This is a genomic window from Pseudomonas sp. W2Aug9 (assembly GCF_023127755.1).
GTDB lineage: Bacteria > Pseudomonadota > Gammaproteobacteria > Pseudomonadales > Pseudomonadaceae > Aquipseudomonas > Aquipseudomonas synxantha_A.
Genome location: NZ_SPKL01000036.1, coordinates 191,275 through 210,681, shown reverse-complemented (window position 1 = coordinate 210,681; position 19,407 = coordinate 191,275). Strand labels below are relative to the sequence as shown.

Here is a 19,407-nt window from a genome sequence, read left to right as displayed (position 1 = left end):
CCGCCGGTAATAGAAGAGGAAGAGGCCGCGCCGGCGCCACCGCCACCGCCCAAGCCGCTGCCTAAACCCGAACCCAAACCCAAGCCAAAACCTGTGCCCAAGCCGGCGCCCGTGGTCGCCAAGCCCGCGCCAACGCCGCCACCGGTGGCCGCCAAGCCAGCCCCGGCCGCCGTCGCCCAAACGGCACCGACGCCCGCCCCACCGGCGCCACCGAAGGTCGACGGCCAGGCCCTGGAAGGCGGTTACCTCAAAGGCTTGCGCAACGAGTTGGACACCTACAAGCAGTACCCCACCGGGCGCCAGGCGTCGCTCGAACGCCCCAGCGGCGAGGTGGTGGTGTGGTTGCTGGTGGACCGCCAGGGCCGCGTGCTCGATTCCGGTTTGCAGACTCAGGCCTTAAGCATGTTGCTCAACCGGGCCGCCACCAACAGCTTGCGTCGCATCAAGCAAGTCAAGCCGTTCCCTGAACAAGCCTTCGGGGGCCGCAATGAGCAGCGCTTCACCGCCACCTTCAACTACAGCGTGCAATAAGCACCCGACATCAGGACGACAGTGATGAAGTTCACCCGCATTCATCTGGCACTCGTTGCCGCGACCAGCATGAGCCAGGGACTGGTCATGGCAGAGACCAGCGACAGTGATGTCGGCACCATTGGGGTACAAGGCAAGGCGAGCGCAGGGGGCGGTTACATGGTCCCGGAAGAAAGCATCAAGGGCCGCTCCACGGTGACCAAGGAAGCACTGGACAAGCAGGCAGCAACAGGCAATGCCATCGATAAGCTCAAGTACACCCCAGGCTTGAACATCTCCAGTGAAGACAACACCGGCCTCTCGGGTTTTCGCTTCACCATGCGCGGCATGAACTCCGACCAGGTGGGCATGTCGGTGGACGGCATGCCGATCAACGACTCCGGCAACTACGCGCTGTACTCCAACCTGCTGGGCGACCCGGAAAACATCGACCAGATCTTCGTCACCCAGGGTGCTTCGGAATCCGACGGCCCGCACATTGGTTCCAGCGGCGGCAACATCGGCATCGTGACCATTCGCCCGACCAAGGAAACCGGCGCGTTCGTCAAACAGGTGGTCGGCAGCAACGCCACGCGCAAGACCTTCGCCCGCCTCAATACCGGTGAAATCAACGGTCTTAGCAACTGGCTGTCGGTGTCCCATACCGAAGGGCAGATGTGGCGTGGCTCAGGCGCGGTGCGTGCGGACAAGGTGGAGTGGAACAGCTTCTTCGACGCCGGCAACGGCAACACCGCCAACCTGATCCTCAAGTACCACGAGCAGGACAACAACAGTTACAGCCAGTTGACCAAGGCGCAGTTCCAGCAGAACGGCCGCAAGTACGATCCCTACCCGGCCACGCCGAGCGTGGGCAGCAACGGCAAGTACAACAGCTACTACGCCCTGGCGCAGAACCCGTTCCAGACCTTCACCGCCGTGCTCAACACCCAGTTCAAACTGGCCGACAACCTGGCGCTGTCGGTGATCCCGTATTACTACTGGGGCAACGGCAGCGGCGTCGGCTCGTCCGCCTATGCGCTCAACCGTGGCTCCAACCAGGGTGGCGTGTTCGATCTGGGCAACCTGCCCACCGCCGCCCAGTACAACGCCGATGGCACACCGAACAGCGGCGTGTACTACCGCCCTTCACGCACGCAAACCTGGCGGCCGGGCATCACCACCAAACTGACCTGGGACCTGGGCGACCACAGCCTGCAATTCGGCTACTGGTACGAGCGCGCACGCCAGAGCCAGACCCAGCCGTTCATTCCCCTAAAGAGCAACGGCAAGCCAGTGGATACCTGGCCGGATTCCAACAGCGCCATCGTCGATGCCAACGGCAACCAGGTCCAGGGGCGCGACCGCTTCACCGTGACCCCGGCGCAAAAGGTCTGGGCCCAGGACACCTGGTACATCAACCCGGATTGGACCTTCATCGCCGGCCTGGCCTACATGAACGTCGAGCGTGAAGGCACCAACCATGGCAGCCTTAACGAACGCCCGGAAAAACGTAACCAGACCTACAACAAACTGCTGCCCAACGCCGGCCTGAAATACCAGCTGGACGAGCGTGACCAGTTGTTCTACAGCCTGTCGCGCAACATGCGGGTACCGCAGAACTACGTGCTCTACGACAAAGGCGCCGGCTCGATCGACGCCGAACCGGAAACCAGCTGGAACCATGAACTGGGCTGGCGCTACAGCGGCGACGACATGACCCTGGCCGCCACCCTGTTCTACATGGACTTCAAGAACCGCCAGGTTTCGTCCCGGGACATCAACGGCGACTTTGCCGACATCAACGCGGGCTCCGTGGTCAACAAAGGCCTGGAGCTGGAATGGAGTGGCCAGTTGCCCCACCACTTCAACTACTACACCTCCTACACCTACACCAAGGCCGAGCAGCAGGATGACCTGACCGTCTACAACGCCGGCAAGCCCATCGTGCTGCCCACCAGCGGCAAGCAGTTCGCCAACGTGCCCAAGAACATGCTGGCGGCCAACGTTGGTTACGACGACGGGCGCTTCTACGGCACCTTCGGCGGCAAGTACACCAGCAAGCTCTATGGCGACCTGACCAACGACGAAGCCATTTCCGGACGCACCGTGTTCAACCTTGGCGCCGGTATCTACCTGCCGGTGGACAAGAAAGTCGTCAAGGACGCGACCCTGCGCCTGAACGTCGACAACCTGTTCGACAAGAAGTACCTGGACGGCGTGTACACCACCAAGACCAACGCGGCCAGCTACAGCGGTTTTCGCGATGGCGACCCGGCCTACATCGTTGGCCTGGACCGCACCGTAACGGTTTCGCTGGAAGCGAATTTCTAAGACTGACCCAAGAGGAACACCAGCATGGATATGAACCTGCTCCACGACGTCACCTTCTATGTGATGTACGCGGCGATGGCCATTGCGATCTTCATCGCCATCGAACGCGGCATCTACTTTGCCTACGTGCGCCGCCAGGCTCGGGCGTTGATCGACGCCCTCGGCGCCCCCGTGCACAGCGAGCGTGACCTGCCGGAAAACCTGAGCCGTCGCGACAGCCTGCCGCTGAACATGATCCTGCCGGTGCTGGCGCAGAAAGCCTCCAACGGTTCACGCAAGGACCTGGACGACGAAATCGACACCCAATACCTCAAGACACGCGCCCCGCTGGCCCGCAGCCTGTGGATCATCGAGACCATTACCACCGCCGCCCCGCTGCTGGGCTTGCTGGGTACCATCCTCGGCATTATCGACACCTTCAAGGCGCTGGCCACGGCGGGTGTTTCCGACCCAGGGCAGATTTCCGGTGGTATCGGCACGGCCTTGTTCGCCACCGGCCTGGGTATTGCCATCGCGCTGTTCTGCGTGGTGTTCCACAACTTTTTCCAGGACAGCCTGGAACGCATCAACGACCAGTTGAAGATCCTGTTGATCCGCGCGGCCAGCGGAGCCCGCGTACAAGGCGAAGTGCCGCACCTTGTACCGACCTCCCTGCACAGCCGCACAGCGTGACCCGTCGGGCGGGCGCGTAATACGCCCGCCCCTTTGTTTTGTCCGATGAGACGCCTATGTCCCTTTCGATGAAGTTGCGTATCGCCAGCCTCGCCGGCGTGTTGCTCAGTCCGCTGGCCCAGGCGGACTTTTCCATTCCGGGGTTTGAGCTGGTGCACACCGTGCCGGTGGATACCGCCCTGGTCACCGCCGATTTGCGCCAGACTGGCCCGGTATGGATCGAGCTGTTCGACAGTGCGAAGAGCCGCATTGATATCGGCCAGTTCTACGCCGTCGACCATCCCGGCTCGGTGATGAACACGGTCATCGAACGCCTTGAGGCTGCCGGCAAGCGCGGCGTGAAAATTCGTTTTTTGCTGGAAGAAAAAGGCCTCAGGCTGTCGGAAGCTGCCACCCTGGAACGCCTGCGTGCGATCCCCAACCTGACCTTGCGGGTGCTGCCCTACGGGCAACTGAGCGGCGGCATCATCCACGCCAAATACCTGCTGGTGGATGGCACGCAGGCGTTTATCGGCAGCCAGAATTTCGACTGGCGCTCCCTGGAACATATCCACGAAACCGGGCTACGCATCAGTGACGCAGCCGTCGTGGGCCAGGTGCAGGCGATCTTCGATCAAGACTGGCAAGCCCAGGCCGCGCTCGCCGATAAACAACCGGTACCGCTGCCCGCCCCCGGCCAAGTTCCCTTGCGTACCGGCAACTACCTGGTGGCCAGCCCGCAACGCTACAACCCGCCAGGCGTAGGCGACTCACAGCTGGAACTGCCACGCCTGCTGGGCGAAGCCAAAAAAGAAGTGCGTGTGCAACTGCTCGATTACGCGCCACTGTCCTACGGGCCTGATCGAACCCGCCCGTACTACGCGGTGATCGACAACGCCGTGCGTGCCGCTGCTGCCCGTGGGGTGTCGATCAAACTGATGGTGTCCAACTGGAACACCGATAAGCTGGAACTGCCCTACCTCAAGAGCCTGGCGGTATTGCCCAACGTCGAAATCAAGATCGTCACCCTGCCCGAAGCCAAGCAAGGTTTTATCCCTTATGCCCGAGTGATCCACAGCAAGACCATGGAGATCGACGGGCAAGTGGCGTGGATCGGCACCAGTAACTGGTTGGGCGGTTACCTGGATAACTCGCGCAATCTGGAGGTGGTGATGCGCAGTGAAGCGATGGCCAGGCGTGTAGGGCAATTGCATGAGCAACTGTGGGACGGGCCCTACGCCAGAGCCTTGAGCGTGACGGATGAATACCCTGAGCCCCATCCTGGCCAGCATTGACCTTGGGCACCTGAGTAGTGGTAGTGTGTGGAAATGTTTCCGACTTGCCTGTCAGAAACACCCTACTCACTACCTGCAAAGGAATGCCTTAAACAATGCACTTTCCACTCAAGCAATTGGCCGTTGCCACCCTGTTCGCGGCTAGCCTTTCGGCACTCTCAAACCCCGCTTTCGCCAACATCAGCGCAGACCAAAGCGCGGCGATTGTGAAGAGCTTCGGCGAGACATCGGTCACCGATTTCCGCAGCTTCCTCGGCAACCTGGCCAAGGGCGAGCTGGGTAAATCGGCTGACGTCGGCCCGGCTATCAGCGCCTTTCTCGACAACAAAACCCTGAACGCCGAGCAACAGAACGAGATCAATCGCCTGCTCGGTATCTACACCCGTGTGAAGTACGGCAAGGCTGCCCTGGAAACCTTGCGCGAACTGGTGGAGATTCCGACCTTCAACGTAGACGGGCTGCCACAGTACAAAAACCCGGAATTCCTCAAGATCGCCGACAAGATCCAGGCCCTGGCCAAATCCTTCAACCTGAACTTCCGTAATGTCGATAACCGTGTGTACGAAATCTCCCTGGAAGGCAGCGGTGATGAAGTCGTCGGCGTACATGCCCATGCCGATGTGGTGCCGGTCACGCCGGAAAACTGGGTGCTGCAAGATGGCACCAAGCTCGACCCGTTCAAGGTCACGCTGATCGGCGACCGCATGTATGGCCGTGGGACCGAAGATGACAAGAACGGCATCGTCGTGGCGATGTATGCCATGAAGGTGATCAAGGAAGAAAAACTGCCGCTGGCGCGCACGTTCAAGCTGCTGGTGGACACCACCGAAGAAACCGCCGGTGACGCGATTCCCTACTACTTCGAACGCAACCCCGTGCCGCAATACAACCTGGCGCTGGATGGCGGCTACCCGGTGGTGATCGCCGAGAAAGGCTCGGGCACCGTCATGGCGACCTTCCCGGTGCGCAAAGGTGAAGGCACAGGCGCAGAAATCATCGCAATGACCGGCGGCAAGGCTACCAACCAGATTCCATCGGTTTCGGTCGCCACGCTGGTCAGCGATAAGCCTGCTGAGTTAGCGGCCAGCCTGCAGCAGGCCGGTAATGATTATGCCAAGCGCAACGGCGGCAATTTCCAGGTCAGCGCCAAGGTCGATGGCAAGGACGTCAAACTCACTGTCACCGGCGTATCCGCCCACTCCTCCGAACCCGAAACCGGGGTCAACCCGGTGGCTCGTATGCTGGAACTGATCCACGGCGTCGACGGCAAGATTGCCCTCAAGCACAACCACATCACTGATGCGGCGCGTTATGCAGCGGACAACTGGGGCCTGGATTACCTGGGCGGCAAATTGGGCGTGGGCTTCGCCGATGACTTCATGGGGCCGTTGACCACCTCGCCGACCTTTGTCGGCCTGGATGACAAAGCCTTCAAGCTGGCGGTGAACCTGCGGGCGCCGAAGGGTAAAACCCCGGAGGCACTCAAGGCACAGATCGAACAGAAACTGAATGCCTGGAACCAGCAAGCCAAGGTCAACGTGAGCTTCGCCTATTCGCTGGATACACCAATGTACCGCAACCCTGAAGGTGAGTGGGTCAAAGCCTTGCTGGCGGTCGCCACGGAAAACCTGGGCATGCCGCACAAGTTCGGCACCTCGGCCGGTGCAACCTCGGTGCACGACTTGCCCAATGGGGTGCAGTTTGGCCTGGCCCGTCCGGAAGAGAAGTACACCGGGCACACCGACAGTGAGTTCAAAACGGTTGAGCAGTTCCTGCTGGACCTGCAGATCGTCACTGAAATGATGGGCCGCGTCGGGCAGTTGCCGAAGCTCTGACCCATGCTCATCGCCTGAACCACCGCTTTCGCAGCCTCGCTGAAGCTCGACAGCTCCCACAGGGGATCGGCGGTGTTGGGTTGATCTCGTTTGGCAGCACCATCGCGCCAAGCACAACTCCCGACAACAACACCGCACAAATGTGGGAGCTGTCGAGCCCCGGCGAGGCTGCGATGGCGGCGGCACAGGCAACATTTTCATCGCCTGAACCACCGCTTTCGCAGCCTCGCTGAAGCTCGACAGCTCCCACAGGGGATTGGTGGTGTTGGGTTGATCTCGGTTGGCATGGCCATCGCGCCAAGCACAATTCTCGGCAGCAATGGCAGGCTCTTCAGGCTTGCAACATCAGCATGTCTTCAAAGAACCCACCCACTGGCTCAGTGGGATGGCACAACTGGATCTCCAGCACCCAGGCCATTTCGCTCGGTGGGATCTCCAGGTCAGCCAACTCCTTGCTTTCGAACAAGGCATGGGGGAAATCCGCAAGGCGATGCCCCGCCAGATTGCGTGCCAGCCTCCAGCCTTTCGACACGGCGCTCTGTTCGGCGAAGTCGTAGAGCTCGCGCCCGGTCAGCCCACGCAGCCACGCTTGGCGGGTCTCATCGAACACCTCATGCAACGCAGTCCTGCACGCCAGATGCAGCGGCAACTCACCGAAGATGAACGTGTCGCCGTAGTCGCCTTCATAGCCGTCCCATACCGGCCCCAGGTCGACCACGATGATATCGCTGGCGCGCAGTTTGCGCTGACGATCAACACCTTCGCGGGAGGGCCGGATGGTGTCGGGGCCAAAGCGAATGTAAGTCGGGTGCCAGGTGTGCGAGGCGCCCATGGCCGTGAGTTGCTGGGCGGCCATCTCCAGGGCTTCGCCGGTGGTCATGCCGACCGTCAACCGGCTGGCGATGGCCGCCAGGGCGCGTATGGATTTTTCTCGCGCCGCCAACATCCCGTCCAGGGAATAGCGCGGGCCGACTTTTTCCCAGATCGGGTCGAACGACAGCGACACCGCCTGCGCGCTTGACCGGCCACTGGCGACAAACGCCTCCGCGACAAACCGATGGCTCGGCAACCCCGCCTCAACGCAATGGGCACGCACCTGGCTAAGCATGGGGCCGTTACCACACGCATAGACCTGGGCCGCCTCCCAATGATGCCCGTGGCTCAATGCAACCTCCTGCACCCGCCCCTCGGATGATCGCACCGAATGCCAGCGAAAACGGGGGTGCTCGAGCATCGATTCATCCAGAAAGGCGCCGTCATAAAAGTCGGTTGACTGCGCGCCGCCCCAATACAACGTCACCTCGACATTGCGTTTGAGCGCGGTCAACAGGATCGGCTTGATGCCCGCGTAACCGGTACCCGTGGCAAACAGCACGACGGGCGCTGCGTCATCGTCCTGCCAGGTGCAGGCGCCAAACGGTCCTTCCAATTGCATCCGCGCCCCCACGGCCAAGCCATCCAGTACGCCCTCGGAAAAGTACCCGCCGCGCACCCGACGAATCTGGAAGACCAAACGCCCCTCGTCCTCTGTTGGCAGGTTGGCAATCGAGAAGCAACGCGTGTCGCCGTCTGCCAGGTGGAACTTGAGGTATTGGCCAGCTCGCACCTTCAACGGTGTATCGGGCTTGAGCATTAACTCAATGACATCAGGCCCGAGCGCGCGCTTGCCAATAACCTGAGCGCCAACGACCAACGCAGGCGTATCCAGGGACCAGCCGGGAATCTCCAGGCGCATGTCGGTGCAGGCATGGCTCTGGCAAAGCAACATTTCATTGGCGGCCAGGGGGTAACACGGCGCCGGCGCATCCGGCGCCAGGCGCTTGGCCCGGTACTCACCTGCGGCGACCACCACCTTGCAGGAGCCGCACGCGCCGCGGCGGCACGAGAACGGCACGGCCAGGCCGCTGGCAAGCATGGCGTCGAGCAACAGTTCGTCGCCGGTCTCAAAAGTTTTTCCCGAGGGAGACAGTTCGATGACATGGCGTGTGTTCATAAAGACCTCGGGGTAAGTGAGGCCTGGATTGTTACGCTAGACTAGGACCATTAAAACCTCCAGATTTGGATACTTCAGATGGTCCAGTTGCGTAAATGGCGCCCCCTGCTCAAGCTTGACGACGACACCCGCCAGGCGTCCTATCGCAAGATTGCCGAAGGCTTGGTCACCGCGATTGTCGAAGGGCGCCTGCCGCCTGGGACGTTGCTGCCGGGCACACGGGAAATGGCACAAATGCTCGACGTCAACCGCAAGACGGTGATCCTGGCCTATGAAGAAGCGATGACCAAAGGCTGGCTGATCAGCGAGCCGCGCCGTGGCACATTCGTCAATGCGCAACTGGCGCCAAAGCCCTTGCCCTGTGCGGTGCAACCGTCTTTCGCCCCACTGCTGCTGGACCAGCCGGTGGTACCGTATTTCACCCATAACGCCCAGGTGGTCGCGCTTCAACATCGGCACAGTGCGCTGTTCTTCGACAATGGCACCAGCGACCACCGCTTGCTGCCCCAGGCCGTGTTGCATCGCTACTATCGCCATGCGCTGCGTAACAGCTTCGCCTCCAACACGGTGCGCTACGGCAGTGAGGGCACCGGCTATCAGTTGCGCTGCGCCCTGGCCGAGATGCTGCGCAATAACCGCGGGCTGACAGTGACTGCCGAAAATATTTGCCTGACCCAAGGCACGCAGATGTCCCTGTACCTGAGCGCCAGCCTGCTGATCAAGCCTGGCGACGTGGTACTGGTGGAGCGTTTGAGCTACCCGCCGGCGTGGGAAATTTTCCGCAAGCTCGGCGCGCAGTTGGTCACGGTCGACATCGACGATGAAGGTTGCCGCACCGACCAGGTCGAGCGCTTATGCCGCGAGCACACGGTGCGCCTGATCTACCTCACGCCCCACCACCAATTTCCCACCACCGTGAGCCTGCATGCCGCACGTCGACAACACTTGCTGGCATTGGCCGCGCAACATGACTTTTGCGTGATCGAAGAAGACTACGACCACGAATATCACTTCAGCGGCCGCCCTTACCTGCCGCTGGCCAGTGACCGCGGCCAGCGCCATGTGATCTATATCGGCTCGTTATCCAAGGTGCTGGGCTCGACGTTTCGTTGCAGTTACATCGTGGCCCCCACGCAAGTGATTGAAGCCCTGCAGCGCAATGCCGCACTGATGCTGGGCGATGCCGATGCGGTCGCACAGACCATGCTGGCGGACTTGATCAATCACGGTGAGTTGAAAAAACACCTGCGCCGCGTTTCGAAGGAATACAGGGCGCGCCGCACCGTGCTGCGCGACTGCCTGGACCAGGCATTCGGTGAGCGCATACAGATACGCGAGCCCGAAGGTGGCTTGGCGCTCTGGGTGCGTTTCGAGGATAGCCTGGACGTGGATCGCTTGGTGCACACCGCCTTGGAGCATGGGCTGGTGGTACGCAGCGGTCGTCAGTTTTCACCCAGCGACCAAGCAGAAAACGCACTGCGCCTGGGCTTTGCCTCCCTGGACCGGGATGAGATCCATCACGCAACACAACGGCTGGCGCAGGCTATGAAAGCGATGGATAGGCGCTGAACGCGTGATGGCCCGGTGCGACGGTTCCTTTCCCGCCTACCTAGCCGTTCGGTCAGTTACCACGCCGCCCCCTTTAACGTACCTTGGCCTCTGAACCTGTCGGAGCACTCGGGATGTCGCTGATCAATGCTGTCGAACGCGCCTGCACACGCCTGGCTCCCACCGGCTGGCGTGATCTGTTGCTGCACCATGGCTTGGACATAACCTCGACAACCCTGCGCGATGAACTCGCCAAACCCCTGCTCATCGATCGTACCCAGCCCGGCTTTGAGGACTTTTCGGCCGATGGCGTACGTGGCGTCGAGCCTGGGCACCCGGCCGCCAGCCTGCTGTTTCATGCATTCGCCTCGCCGAATGTGAACCTCGGAATCAACGGCAGTGCACTCACAGCCTTCCCTACCCCTGCTGAAACCGAACACATCCTTAATTATGTCTACGGTGCCAATCCTCCCAGCATGGAGGTTTTGCGGCTGGCCGCCGGTGATGCAGAGCTGGCGATTGCCGTGTTTGCCTATGAATACCGCCCCCGCCCCGAGACCGTGCATGGGCGCCAGGCCGACCTGTGCTTTTCCCGCACCGGAATCGCCCGGGTCGGTACGGCGCCAGCGCTGTATGACCCGCAACGCAGGGGCTTTTTGCCCTTTGTCGAGGACCAGCCCAATCAAATGCGCGTTATTCCGGCGCGCTACGGCGCGTTCATAGCGGCACGGCATGTGGGTCAGCCCGAGCGGTTCGGCCCGATGAATGCTCAATCCATCGACCATGATCTTGAGTTCTGGGTGCCCTTGCATAAGGTATTCGATGGCGACGAGTGCGTGGCGGGTATGGACCTGAGCGTTCAGTTGGTCAATCACCAGGTCAATGAAAAGATCGGTCAAATCCACAGACGCTTTCGCAATACCGGTTGGCAAGAGCCTGACATTCTCAACGCACCGTTCGTCATTACCGAGGGGTTATGTCATTGGGCGGATATCGATGGCTTTGCACCAGGCTTGCTGGTGCCCAACGCCAAGGAGCGGCTGGTGCAGCTGGCTCACTACCAAGGTCGACCGTTGTCCTTCATGATGCCCCCGGGCACCGGCGGCCTGGTGCATGGGCGCCATCATGTGCGTGACGACGGCTCGATTGAAGACCTGAATCAACGTGAGGATGTCGATGCCATCGTCAAGGCCGGAGGCTACCGAGCCTTACACTATCAGGACGCAATGGCCGATGGCTGGGTGCGCGCACTCTGTCCAGCACTGGAACTGCAGAGCATCGCCGCCTATTCGATTATCGGAGCACCGGATTTTTACCCGTTGTGTGGACAACGGGAACTCAAGCAATGGTCCAGCGACCCGCAGGTTTTTCCTTGTCCTACCCCACCCTGTCCGCAGGTATGGCACACGCGAGTCAACCCACTGTCCGATGTGCGGTTTTTCATCAATCAATCGCTCAGGGGCGGTTATTTTTCCGCTGAAGACCGCGGCGCCACTGCGATCGTCTCGCACCCCCAAACGTCCACGACTCCAAGCCCCGGACATCCGGCGGCCTATGCCCAGCGACAATCCTGCCTGCCGGATTTCGCCAGCGGCGTCTTCGGGCCTGGCTGGGAAGTCGGCCGTGGTTTGGTAGATGCCCCATTCACCAATATGCTGTGTGGCTATCAGTTAGCCAGCCCGTTCACGGAAGATGCACGCATCTGTGCTGCGCTGGGTTCGTACTGGCCAGGGGTGGCGCCTGATTCAACCCGTACGTTCGAACCACGCAATGTCTCTGCTACGGTCATCCCGCTGACTGACAACGAAATCGGCCTGCTAGACCAGCCTGCCTGGGATGGGCGTAGCGGCCCCTCACTGATCGAACTGGAGGGGCGCACGCTGGTTCAATACCAGGCTTATGAATACGGCGACTACACCCAGGCCGCGCTGGATGGCCGGATCTCACTGGCCGCGACCGGGCAGACCAGCACCAGGCAGTACCATCAGCGTGTCCTGGGCATGCGCCGCGCCTATCAAGCAGTCGGTGCGGGCTCAGACAGCGAGCAACGAAAACGCTGGCCGCTGCTGTCGTTTTTTCAGGTGCAATTACCGGACGAAGCTTTCGACGTCGCACAGCAAGAGGCCGGTTTGCGACTGGAAGGCGAGGTGGCGTACTACAGGCTTTACAAACACGGCGCGATCAGCACCCCAGCGCACGACTTCAAACTTCGTCATGTGGAAATAGAGCAAGAGATCGAACTGTATATGAGCCAGGACGCGCTGCTTATCCGCCGGGACGGGGAGCCCTGGCGACACCTCGATGAGTCACTTTGACGTCGTTGTTGTCGGCGGCGGCCCGGCTGGCTGCGCTGCAGCAATCCACTGCGCACAGCGAGGGCTACGGGTAGTCCTGCTGGAGAAGACCAGTTTTCCCAGACACCGGCCAGGAGAAACACTGCACCCTGGCGTTGAGCCGCTGCTGCGCCAACTGGGGATCACCCTCCAGAATTACCACCGCCACACGGGCCATTGGGTTCACTGGGATGGCCCGCCTCGTTTCCAGGCATTCAGCGCAAGTGGCGACGAGCAATGGAGGGGCTTCCAGATTCCGCGAGCGTTACTCGACCAGCAATTACTTGAACAGGCACGCAATCTCGGCGTGCAGATCGTTCATCTCAGACATCCGAGCCGGGTATTGCTGGAGCAAGGTCGTGTTCAAGGCGTCCAGGCGCAAGCAGCACAATGGACCGGGCAATTTGTAGTAGATGCCACTGGGCATCACGCCTGGCTGCAACGCCAATTGAAAATACCCTTGCGCCGTTTTTCACCGCGGTTGGTCGCACGTTACGGCTACTGCGAAGACAGCAACCTGCCGGATGAAAAACTCGGGCTGTTTGCCCACTCAGACGGCTGGCACTGGATTGCCCGTATCAGCCCAACCTGCCTGCACTGGACCCAACTGGCGTTTGCTCAAGACGTGCCGCACCGCCTGATACCCAAGGCATTGGAGCCACTGAGGATGATCGGCCGGATTCGCGGAGCAGATGTCTCGTGGCGACTGTGCCGCACGACAGCCGGGAGCGGTTATTTTCTAGTCGGTGACGCCGCTGCGACGCTGGACCCGTGCGCCTCTCACGGCGTGATCAAGGCATTGATATCCGGCATGCAGGCGGCCTCGGCGATTATCGATTGTCGGTCCTGGCCGGCTGGCGAAATGACAGTGCAAGCGGCTTATCAGGCTTGGGTAAAAAAAACCGTCGAGCGAGACGTGCTCGCCCTACGTCGCTTCTATCGAGCCCACCCTTATCCACCTGGCTGGCTATGAGACGACCTCAACGAGCCCCAGCGCCGTAGCCAGTGCAATATGCCTTACATGGATATCCTGCGATCAAGCTTTGCTTTGCATAGGCGCTGCGCAGGGCGTTATCCACGATGCCTGCGCAACAAAGGCCAGTTGGACGCGAGTGCTCCGGGCTCATAGTCTCGCCCCCTGACCCGTACCAGGTCGGGGAATTCAAGCAACAATGCGCGATTCCCCCTGCCGATGTGCTCCATCACCGCCAGGGTGATGTTTTCTCGCACCATGCCCGTCGAGACGTAATACATGGCCCAGGCTTGTTCCGGCGTGCAGAGGCCGATCTGCTCTTCAATCTCTTTGTACGCTTTGTAGTCGTCTGACTCCAAATAGCACTGATCACCGCCTTGGCGCATGCTGTTGCCCTCCCCGGCCCCTGGGTCAAACGCCCAATAGGCCTACACTCACGTACCGCTCTTGACCTTGGTCCAGACCCGGGTACGAATACGCTCCGCCTTCAACGGCAACGGCTCAAGCGGAACCAGCGTGGCCATGGTCTTTTTATCGGGATAAATCCACGGGTTATCGCGCAACTTCTGCTCGACGAACTGCGTGGCATCTTTATTGGCGTTGGGATAGAGCATGTAGTTGGAAGTCTTGGCAATCACCTGGGGGCGCAGCATGTAATTAATGAACTCCAGCGCGGCCTTGGGGTGCCGAGCGTCTTTGAGCAGTACCCAGTTTTCAGACCAGACCAATGCGCCTTCTCGAGGCAGGCTGTAGGCAATCTTGCGTCCGCTGTTGGATTTTTCATTGATCGCCTGCGCAGCCAGCGCACCATTGGCCCAGCCTACAACTGCGCAAATATTGCCGTCAGCCAAATCGGTGTCGATTCGCGAGGAATCGAAATAGAGCACGTAGGGACGGATTTTCAGCAGCAGAGCCTGGGCCTTCTGGTAATCCTCAGGGTTGGTACTGTTGCTGGGCAGCCCCAGGTAGTGCAAGGCGATCGAAATGATTTCGCTGGGCGAGTCGAGCATGGCCACGCCACAGGCCTTGAGCTTGCTGATATTTTCTTCTTTGAAGATCAGATCCCAGCTGTCCACCGGGGCGTTATCACCCAGGGCGGCCTTGACCTTGTCCACATCGTAGCCAATGCCGGTGGTGCCCCAGACGTAGGGTACGGCGTAGCGATTACCAGGGTCATTGACCGCCAGCAGAGACAGGATATCGGGATCGATATGCGACAGATTACTCAGTTGCGAGCGGTCCAGCTCTTGCAACACCCCCGCCTTGATCAGGCCGGGCAGCACATTGGAAGTAGCCACGACCAGGTCATAACCGGTGCGCCCGGCCATGACTTTGCTCTGCATGGTTTCGGCGCTGTCGAAGGCATCCATATGCAGCTTGATGCCGCTTTCCTGCTGGAACTCCTTCGGGGTTTGCGGCTCGAGAAACCCGAACCAGTTATACAGATACACCGAAGATTGCGCGGCGCTGGCCGGCGTGCTGATGGCGGCGCCAAGCAGCGAGGCTAAAAAAATAGCTCGCAAGTGTGATCGACTCATATGACTATCCCTGTTACCCGAAGCGCCTTCATGGCTATCGTAAGCTCGGGGTGAATATACCGGGCGTTGTCGAATAGTAAATACCTACAAGTACTTAGCCCTGGCCTGCAAATCCCTAACCCTAAAGGGGTAGAACATGTCGCTTGACCTTCACAACCTGGCTTGGCATCGATCGGTTGGAAAACTGATCATGCAGCTTGATCGACCAGAGTTCTGGAGCTCATTGATTCGCGTATTGAATGAATATGTGCAGATAGACAACTGGGTTGTGCTGGTTTTCAGCGATCACGCCGTGCGGGTGATCAGCCTGCCGGAGGTGGCGGACAGCGAAGAAGTGGATGCCTTTATTCATCGGTATGTGAAAGGTCTTTACCTGCTGGACCCGTTTTATATCGCTAATCGGGAAAACCCGCAGAGCGGGTTCTTCCATCTGCTCGATATTGCGCCGGAACACTTTCTTGAAACCGAGTACTACCAGCAATATTTCGCGCAATACATCTCGGTCGATGAGGCGCAGTACAACGTGCAACTCGATGCCGACAGAACCTTGTGCATGTCGTTTGGCAGTAACGTGCGCTTCACCCAGGCGCAAGTCACGCTACTGGACATGATCAAGCCGTGGGTGACGGCAATGATGCATCAACGCATGTGCTTTGAAATTGACCCACAAAAGAACATCGCCGAGCCCGCCCCATGGACTGAGGCGCTTACCCAACTGGAAGTACACATAACGGCACGCGAGAAAGACGTGTTGAAGTTGCTGCTCAGCGGTTTTTCCAACAAGGAAATCGCCGGGAAGCTGTTGCTGTCGACGGAAACCATCAAGGTCCACCGCCGTAACCTCTACAGCAAGCTCAATATCAAGTCACAGTCCGAACTGTTTGCGCGGTTTTTTATGCCAAGACCGGATGAACTGGCCTAATGATTTTGGACGCCTCAATCGGGCGCTATGATGACGTCCAAAACCGAGGTGTACGTCCTTCATCCCCTGTCCAAAGGATACTTAACGATAAAGTCGTTACCTTTCATCGGACGAGCAAATTACTTTTTGGTTAATCGCAATTCGCCCTCCTCCAACCAGACGCTCAGTTTTCCTCCCAAATTCAATCACTAACCGTTTCACACATACATTAGATCTGACGTGGTGAGCAGGTTGGGGCTGCGTCTATCGGAAGCCGGCAAACCGTTGAGCGACAAAAACAAGGCGTAGCGGATTAGATCTTCTATGCTTGCTCCCACTAAAGGAATTTCCCAATGGCTGAACCAGAACCGCGGCTTCTGCAGGTGCACGCCCTCAAGGCTGCTTGCTCGAACTGCAGCGTACTTGAACTGTGCCTACCTATCGGTATGACGGGCGGTGAAGTCGAGCGCCTCGACACCCTGATCGCCCAGCGGGTGAAGGTCAAGAAAGGCGCTGCGCTGTATCGCACCGGCGACCCGCTGCGCTCGCTGTATGCCGTGAGGTTGGGCTTTTTCAAGACCAGCGTCCTTTCAGTTGACGGTCGCGAACAAGTCACCGGTTTCCAGATGCAAGGCGAAATGCTTGGCCTGGACGCCATCAGCCCCGATCACTACGCCTGTAACGCCATCGCCCTGGAAGACAGCGAAGTCTGCCCTTTGCCTTTCAACCTCCTGGAAAAACTGGCCCACGATTTACCTTCGTTGCAGCACAACCTGAACAAACTCATGAGCCAGGAAATCGTGCGCGACCACAGCATGCTGTTGATGCTCGGCAACATGAACGCCGACGAGCGCCTAGCGGCGTTTTTGTTGAACCTGTCGCAACGGTTCAACATGCGCGGCTATTCCTCTCGGGAATTTGTCCTGCGCATGAGTCGCGAAGCCATCGGCTCATACCTGGGCCTGCGCCTGGAAACCATCTGCCGGTGCATCGCCCACCTGCGCCAGGAGGAACTGGTGGACATGCATGGACGCAACGTCACGATCCTGGACTTGCCCGGCCTCAAGCAAAAAGTCGCCGGTTGCCATCGTCACGCCGAGCTGTAATGCCTGCGCTGCGTGACCTCTGATCTACATCAATACCCCTCAATGCTATAGGTCGACATTAAGACGCAGCGTTCGAACCTTCGTATCGACGAAGGTGACCGAATCTTCCGTCTCATGGAGGCCCTGATCATGGCAACGCAACTGCAAGGAACAGAACCGGTCATCCCGACCGTCAAACCTCATCTTCTGGCCGGCAGATTGCGCAAGGTCGAGCCCAGGCGCCTGTCGCTGAGCCTGCTGATCGCGCTGGTCGTCGGCTCGATGATCGGCAGCGGCATCTTCAGCCTGCCCCAGAACATGGCGGCCAGTGCGGGCGCCGGTGCAATCCTGATCGGTTGGCTCATCACCGGCGTGGGCATGCTCTCGCTGGCCCTGGTCTACCAGACCCTCTCCAATCGCCAACCGGAACTGGATAACGGTGTGTTTGCCTACGCCCGTGCATTGGGCGGCGAATTCCTCGGTTTCAATTCGGCGTGGGGCTATTGGATCAGCGCCTGGATCGGCAACGTCAGTTACCTGGTGATTCTGTTCGCGGCGCTCAGTTATTTTTTCCCGCTATTCGGCGAAGGCAATAACAAAGCGGCGATTGCCGGTGCATCTGTGGTGCTGTGGGCGTTGCATTGGATGATCCTGCGCGGAATGCGCACCGCCGCCAAGGCCAACGCCTTGACGACGATCGCCAAGGTGGTGCCGCTGTTGCTGTTCATCGGGCTGGTCATTGCCGCGTTCTCCAAGGACACCTTCAGGGTGGATTTCTGGGGCGCACCGGCACTGGGCAGCACGCTGGATCAGGTCAAGAGCACCATGCTGGTCACCGTTTGGGTGTTCATCGGTATTGAGGGCGCCAACGTATTCTCCGCCCGGGCCGCCGAACGGGCCGACGTCGGCCGCGCCACCGTAATTGGCTTCATCCTTACGTTGATGCTGCTGATCGCTGTTTCGCTATTGTCGCTGGGCATCCTCAGGCAACCGGAATTGGCAGCCCTGAAGAATCCCTCCATGGCCGGTGTACTGGAGGCGGTAGCCGGGCCGTGGGGCGCGGTGCTGATCAGCATCGGCCTGATCGTGTCGGTGAGCGGCGCGTTGCTGGCCTGGACGCTGCTGGCGGCCGAGTCGGTGTTCACCCCGGCCAAGGAACAAGTCATGCCGCGCCTGCTGGCCACGGAAAACCAACATGGCGCTCCGGCCAACGCGTTGTGGATCACCAATTGCTGCATTCAATTGTTCCTGTTGCTGACCCTGTATTCGAGCGCCAGCTACCTGGCTCTGATTTCACTCGCCACCTCGATGATCCTGCTGCCCTACCTGTTCAGCGGGCTGTATGCACTGAAGATGACCTGGCAAGGCCAGACCTACGCCGGCCATCGCGGCCTGCAACTGCGCGACATGGCTATTGCCTTGGTCGCAACAGCCTATTGCATCTGGCTGCTCTACGCCGCCGGGCCCCGATACATGCTGCTCAGTGCCCTGCTCTATGCCCCCGGCTCGCTGATCTACCTGAGCGCCCAACGGGCCAGGACGAGCCGAGCCCTCAATGGTTTTGGCTGGGGCCTGTTGCTGGTGATCTGGCTGGCGGCGATCTTCGCTGGCTGGATGCTCTGGTCCGGCCAACTGTCCTTGTAAGTTTCGTAAGCGTGCATTGAAGCGTTCGGCAAAGGTGTCTGGCAATTGTGCCCAGGCCCTTGCGGACATCACCCAGGAGGAATATCCAATGTCCAATTCAGTGAAAAAAATGCCGGTCCACACCGACGAAAAAGCTCAACATCCTGCCAGGACCGATATCTGGCACCCGATGGAAAAACTTCGTCAACAAGTGGATCACCTGTTCGAAGATTTCAACCGTGGTACAGGCTTATCGCCCTTCAGTCGTGGATTGTTTGATATCGAGCCCTTCTGGCGTCGGGAGTTTTCCACCAGCCTGCCGGCCGTGGACATCAGCGAGAAAGAAAAAAACTTTGAAATCACCGCTGAACTGCCTGGCATGGATCAGAAAGATATAGAGATCCGCCTGGCCAACGGCAACCTGATCATCAAGGGGGAGAAAAAAGAGGAGAAAGAGGCAAAGAAAAAGGGTTATCACTTGTCCGAACGTCATTACGGTTCGTTCGAGCGCGTGTTCAACCTGCCTAAAAGCATCGACAGTGACAAGATCCAAGCCCAGTTCAGCAAAGGCGTGCTGACGTTGATACTGCCGAAAAAACCAGAAGCACTGAAAGCGGAAAAGGTCGTGCCGATCAAGGCTGACTGACGGTTTTGAACCCGTGCCCCTCGCCGGCCAACGGCGAGGGGCTTTTTCATGCCTGTGCTGATTGACCCAATAGATGGATGAAGCTGCCGGCACTTCGCGGGCAAGCCCCACACTGGACCGTGGCGGGATCAAGTCCGGCGTCCAC

Annotated in this window: 15 protein-coding genes; 12 read left to right on the top strand and 3 right to left on the bottom strand. The window is 59.6% G+C overall.

The features are described from left to right. From E3O56_RS24460 to E3O56_RS24440, 5 genes are all read left to right on the top strand, one after another. Positions 1-531: energy transducer TonB (locus E3O56_RS24460; RefSeq protein ID WP_248129111.1), on the top strand; the 531-nt coding region annotated here is incomplete at its 5' end. A gap of 24 nt (positions 532-555) precedes the next feature. After that, positions 556-2,841, top strand: a complete 2,286-nt coding sequence (locus E3O56_RS24455) for a TonB-dependent receptor (protein WP_216090976.1) — start codon at positions 556-558, stop codon at positions 2,839-2,841. A gap of 24 nt (positions 2,842-2,865) precedes the next feature. After that, complete coding sequence (locus tag E3O56_RS24450; RefSeq protein ID WP_005786664.1) at positions 2,866-3,513, top strand: MotA/TolQ/ExbB proton channel family protein; 648 nt, start codon at positions 2,866-2,868, stop codon at positions 3,511-3,513. 56 nt (positions 3,514-3,569) lie between these two features. Then, entirely contained in the window at positions 3,570-4,787 is a 1,218-nt protein-coding gene (locus E3O56_RS24445) for a phospholipase D-like domain-containing protein (RefSeq protein WP_103735107.1), read from the top strand. A gap of 95 nt (positions 4,788-4,882) precedes the next feature. Next, entirely contained in the window at positions 4,883-6,622 is a 1,740-nt protein-coding gene (locus E3O56_RS24440; RefSeq protein WP_248129110.1) for a dipeptidase, read from the top strand. 331 nt (positions 6,623-6,953) lie between these two features. Here the strand turns inward: E3O56_RS24440 and E3O56_RS24435 are convergent, their stop codons facing one another. After that, positions 6,954-8,615: a M24 family metallopeptidase gene (locus E3O56_RS24435; RefSeq protein ID WP_248129109.1), complete on the bottom strand. Its 1,662-nt coding sequence runs from the start codon at positions 8,613-8,615 to the stop codon at positions 6,954-6,956. 78 nt (positions 8,616-8,693) lie between these two features. Between E3O56_RS24435 and E3O56_RS24430 the strand changes: the two genes are divergently transcribed. The 3 genes from E3O56_RS24430 to E3O56_RS24420 all read left to right on the top strand — a co-directional run bounded on the left by E3O56_RS24430 (position 8,694) and on the right by E3O56_RS24420 (position 13,469). Beyond that, positions 8,694-10,184 (top strand): PLP-dependent aminotransferase family protein, encoded by a 1,491-nt coding sequence (locus E3O56_RS24430; RefSeq protein ID WP_103735104.1) that lies wholly within the window; start codon positions 8,694-8,696, stop codon positions 10,182-10,184. 113 nt (positions 10,185-10,297) lie between these two features. Next, positions 10,298-12,478 carry a hypothetical protein gene (locus tag E3O56_RS24425; RefSeq protein ID WP_248129108.1) on the top strand — a complete coding sequence of 727 codons (2,181 nt, stop codon included), beginning with the start codon at positions 10,298-10,300 and terminating at the stop codon, positions 12,476-12,478. Next, positions 12,465-13,469 carry an FAD-dependent oxidoreductase gene (locus E3O56_RS24420; protein ID WP_248129107.1) on the top strand — a complete coding sequence of 335 codons (1,005 nt, stop codon included), beginning with the start codon at positions 12,465-12,467 and terminating at the stop codon, positions 13,467-13,469. The genes E3O56_RS24425 and E3O56_RS24420 overlap by 14 nt, the downstream gene beginning before the upstream one ends. Before the next feature lie 98 nt (positions 13,470-13,567). Here E3O56_RS24420 and E3O56_RS24415 read toward each other — a convergent pair whose 3' ends face one another. Both E3O56_RS24415 and E3O56_RS24410 read right to left on the bottom strand, forming a co-directional pair. Next, on the bottom strand, positions 13,568-13,855 hold the full coding sequence (locus E3O56_RS24415; protein ID WP_005786654.1) for a hypothetical protein: 288 nt from the start codon (positions 13,853-13,855) through the stop codon (positions 13,568-13,570). Positions 13,856-13,903: 48 nt separating this feature from the next. Next, entirely contained in the window at positions 13,904-15,007 is a 1,104-nt protein-coding gene (locus E3O56_RS24410) for a polyamine ABC transporter substrate-binding protein (RefSeq protein WP_103735101.1), read from the bottom strand. Positions 15,008-15,143: 136 nt separating this feature from the next. Between E3O56_RS24410 and E3O56_RS24405 the strand changes: the two genes are divergently transcribed. The 4 genes from E3O56_RS24405 to E3O56_RS24390 all read left to right on the top strand — a co-directional run bounded on the left by E3O56_RS24405 (position 15,144) and on the right by E3O56_RS24390 (position 19,262). Next, entirely contained in the window at positions 15,144-15,929 is a 786-nt protein-coding gene (locus tag E3O56_RS24405; protein WP_032877059.1) for a helix-turn-helix transcriptional regulator, read from the top strand. Between the two features lie 332 nt (positions 15,930-16,261). After that, on the top strand, positions 16,262-17,014 hold the full coding sequence (gene fnr / locus E3O56_RS24400) for a fumarate/nitrate reduction transcriptional regulator Fnr (RefSeq protein WP_103735100.1): 753 nt from the start codon (positions 16,262-16,264) through the stop codon (positions 17,012-17,014). A 129-nt stretch (positions 17,015-17,143) separates the two neighbouring features. After that, the gene (arcD, locus tag E3O56_RS24395; RefSeq protein WP_248129106.1) at positions 17,144-18,637 is read left to right on the top strand and encodes an arginine-ornithine antiporter; all 1,494 of its coding nucleotides are present in this window, start codon (positions 17,144-17,146) and stop codon (positions 18,635-18,637) included. Positions 18,638-18,725: 88 nt separating this feature from the next. Beyond that, positions 18,726-19,262, top strand: coding sequence for an Hsp20/alpha crystallin family protein (locus E3O56_RS24390; RefSeq protein WP_103735099.1), 537 nt, complete (start codon positions 18,726-18,728; stop codon positions 19,260-19,262). Positions 19,263-19,407: the final 145 nt, after the last annotated feature.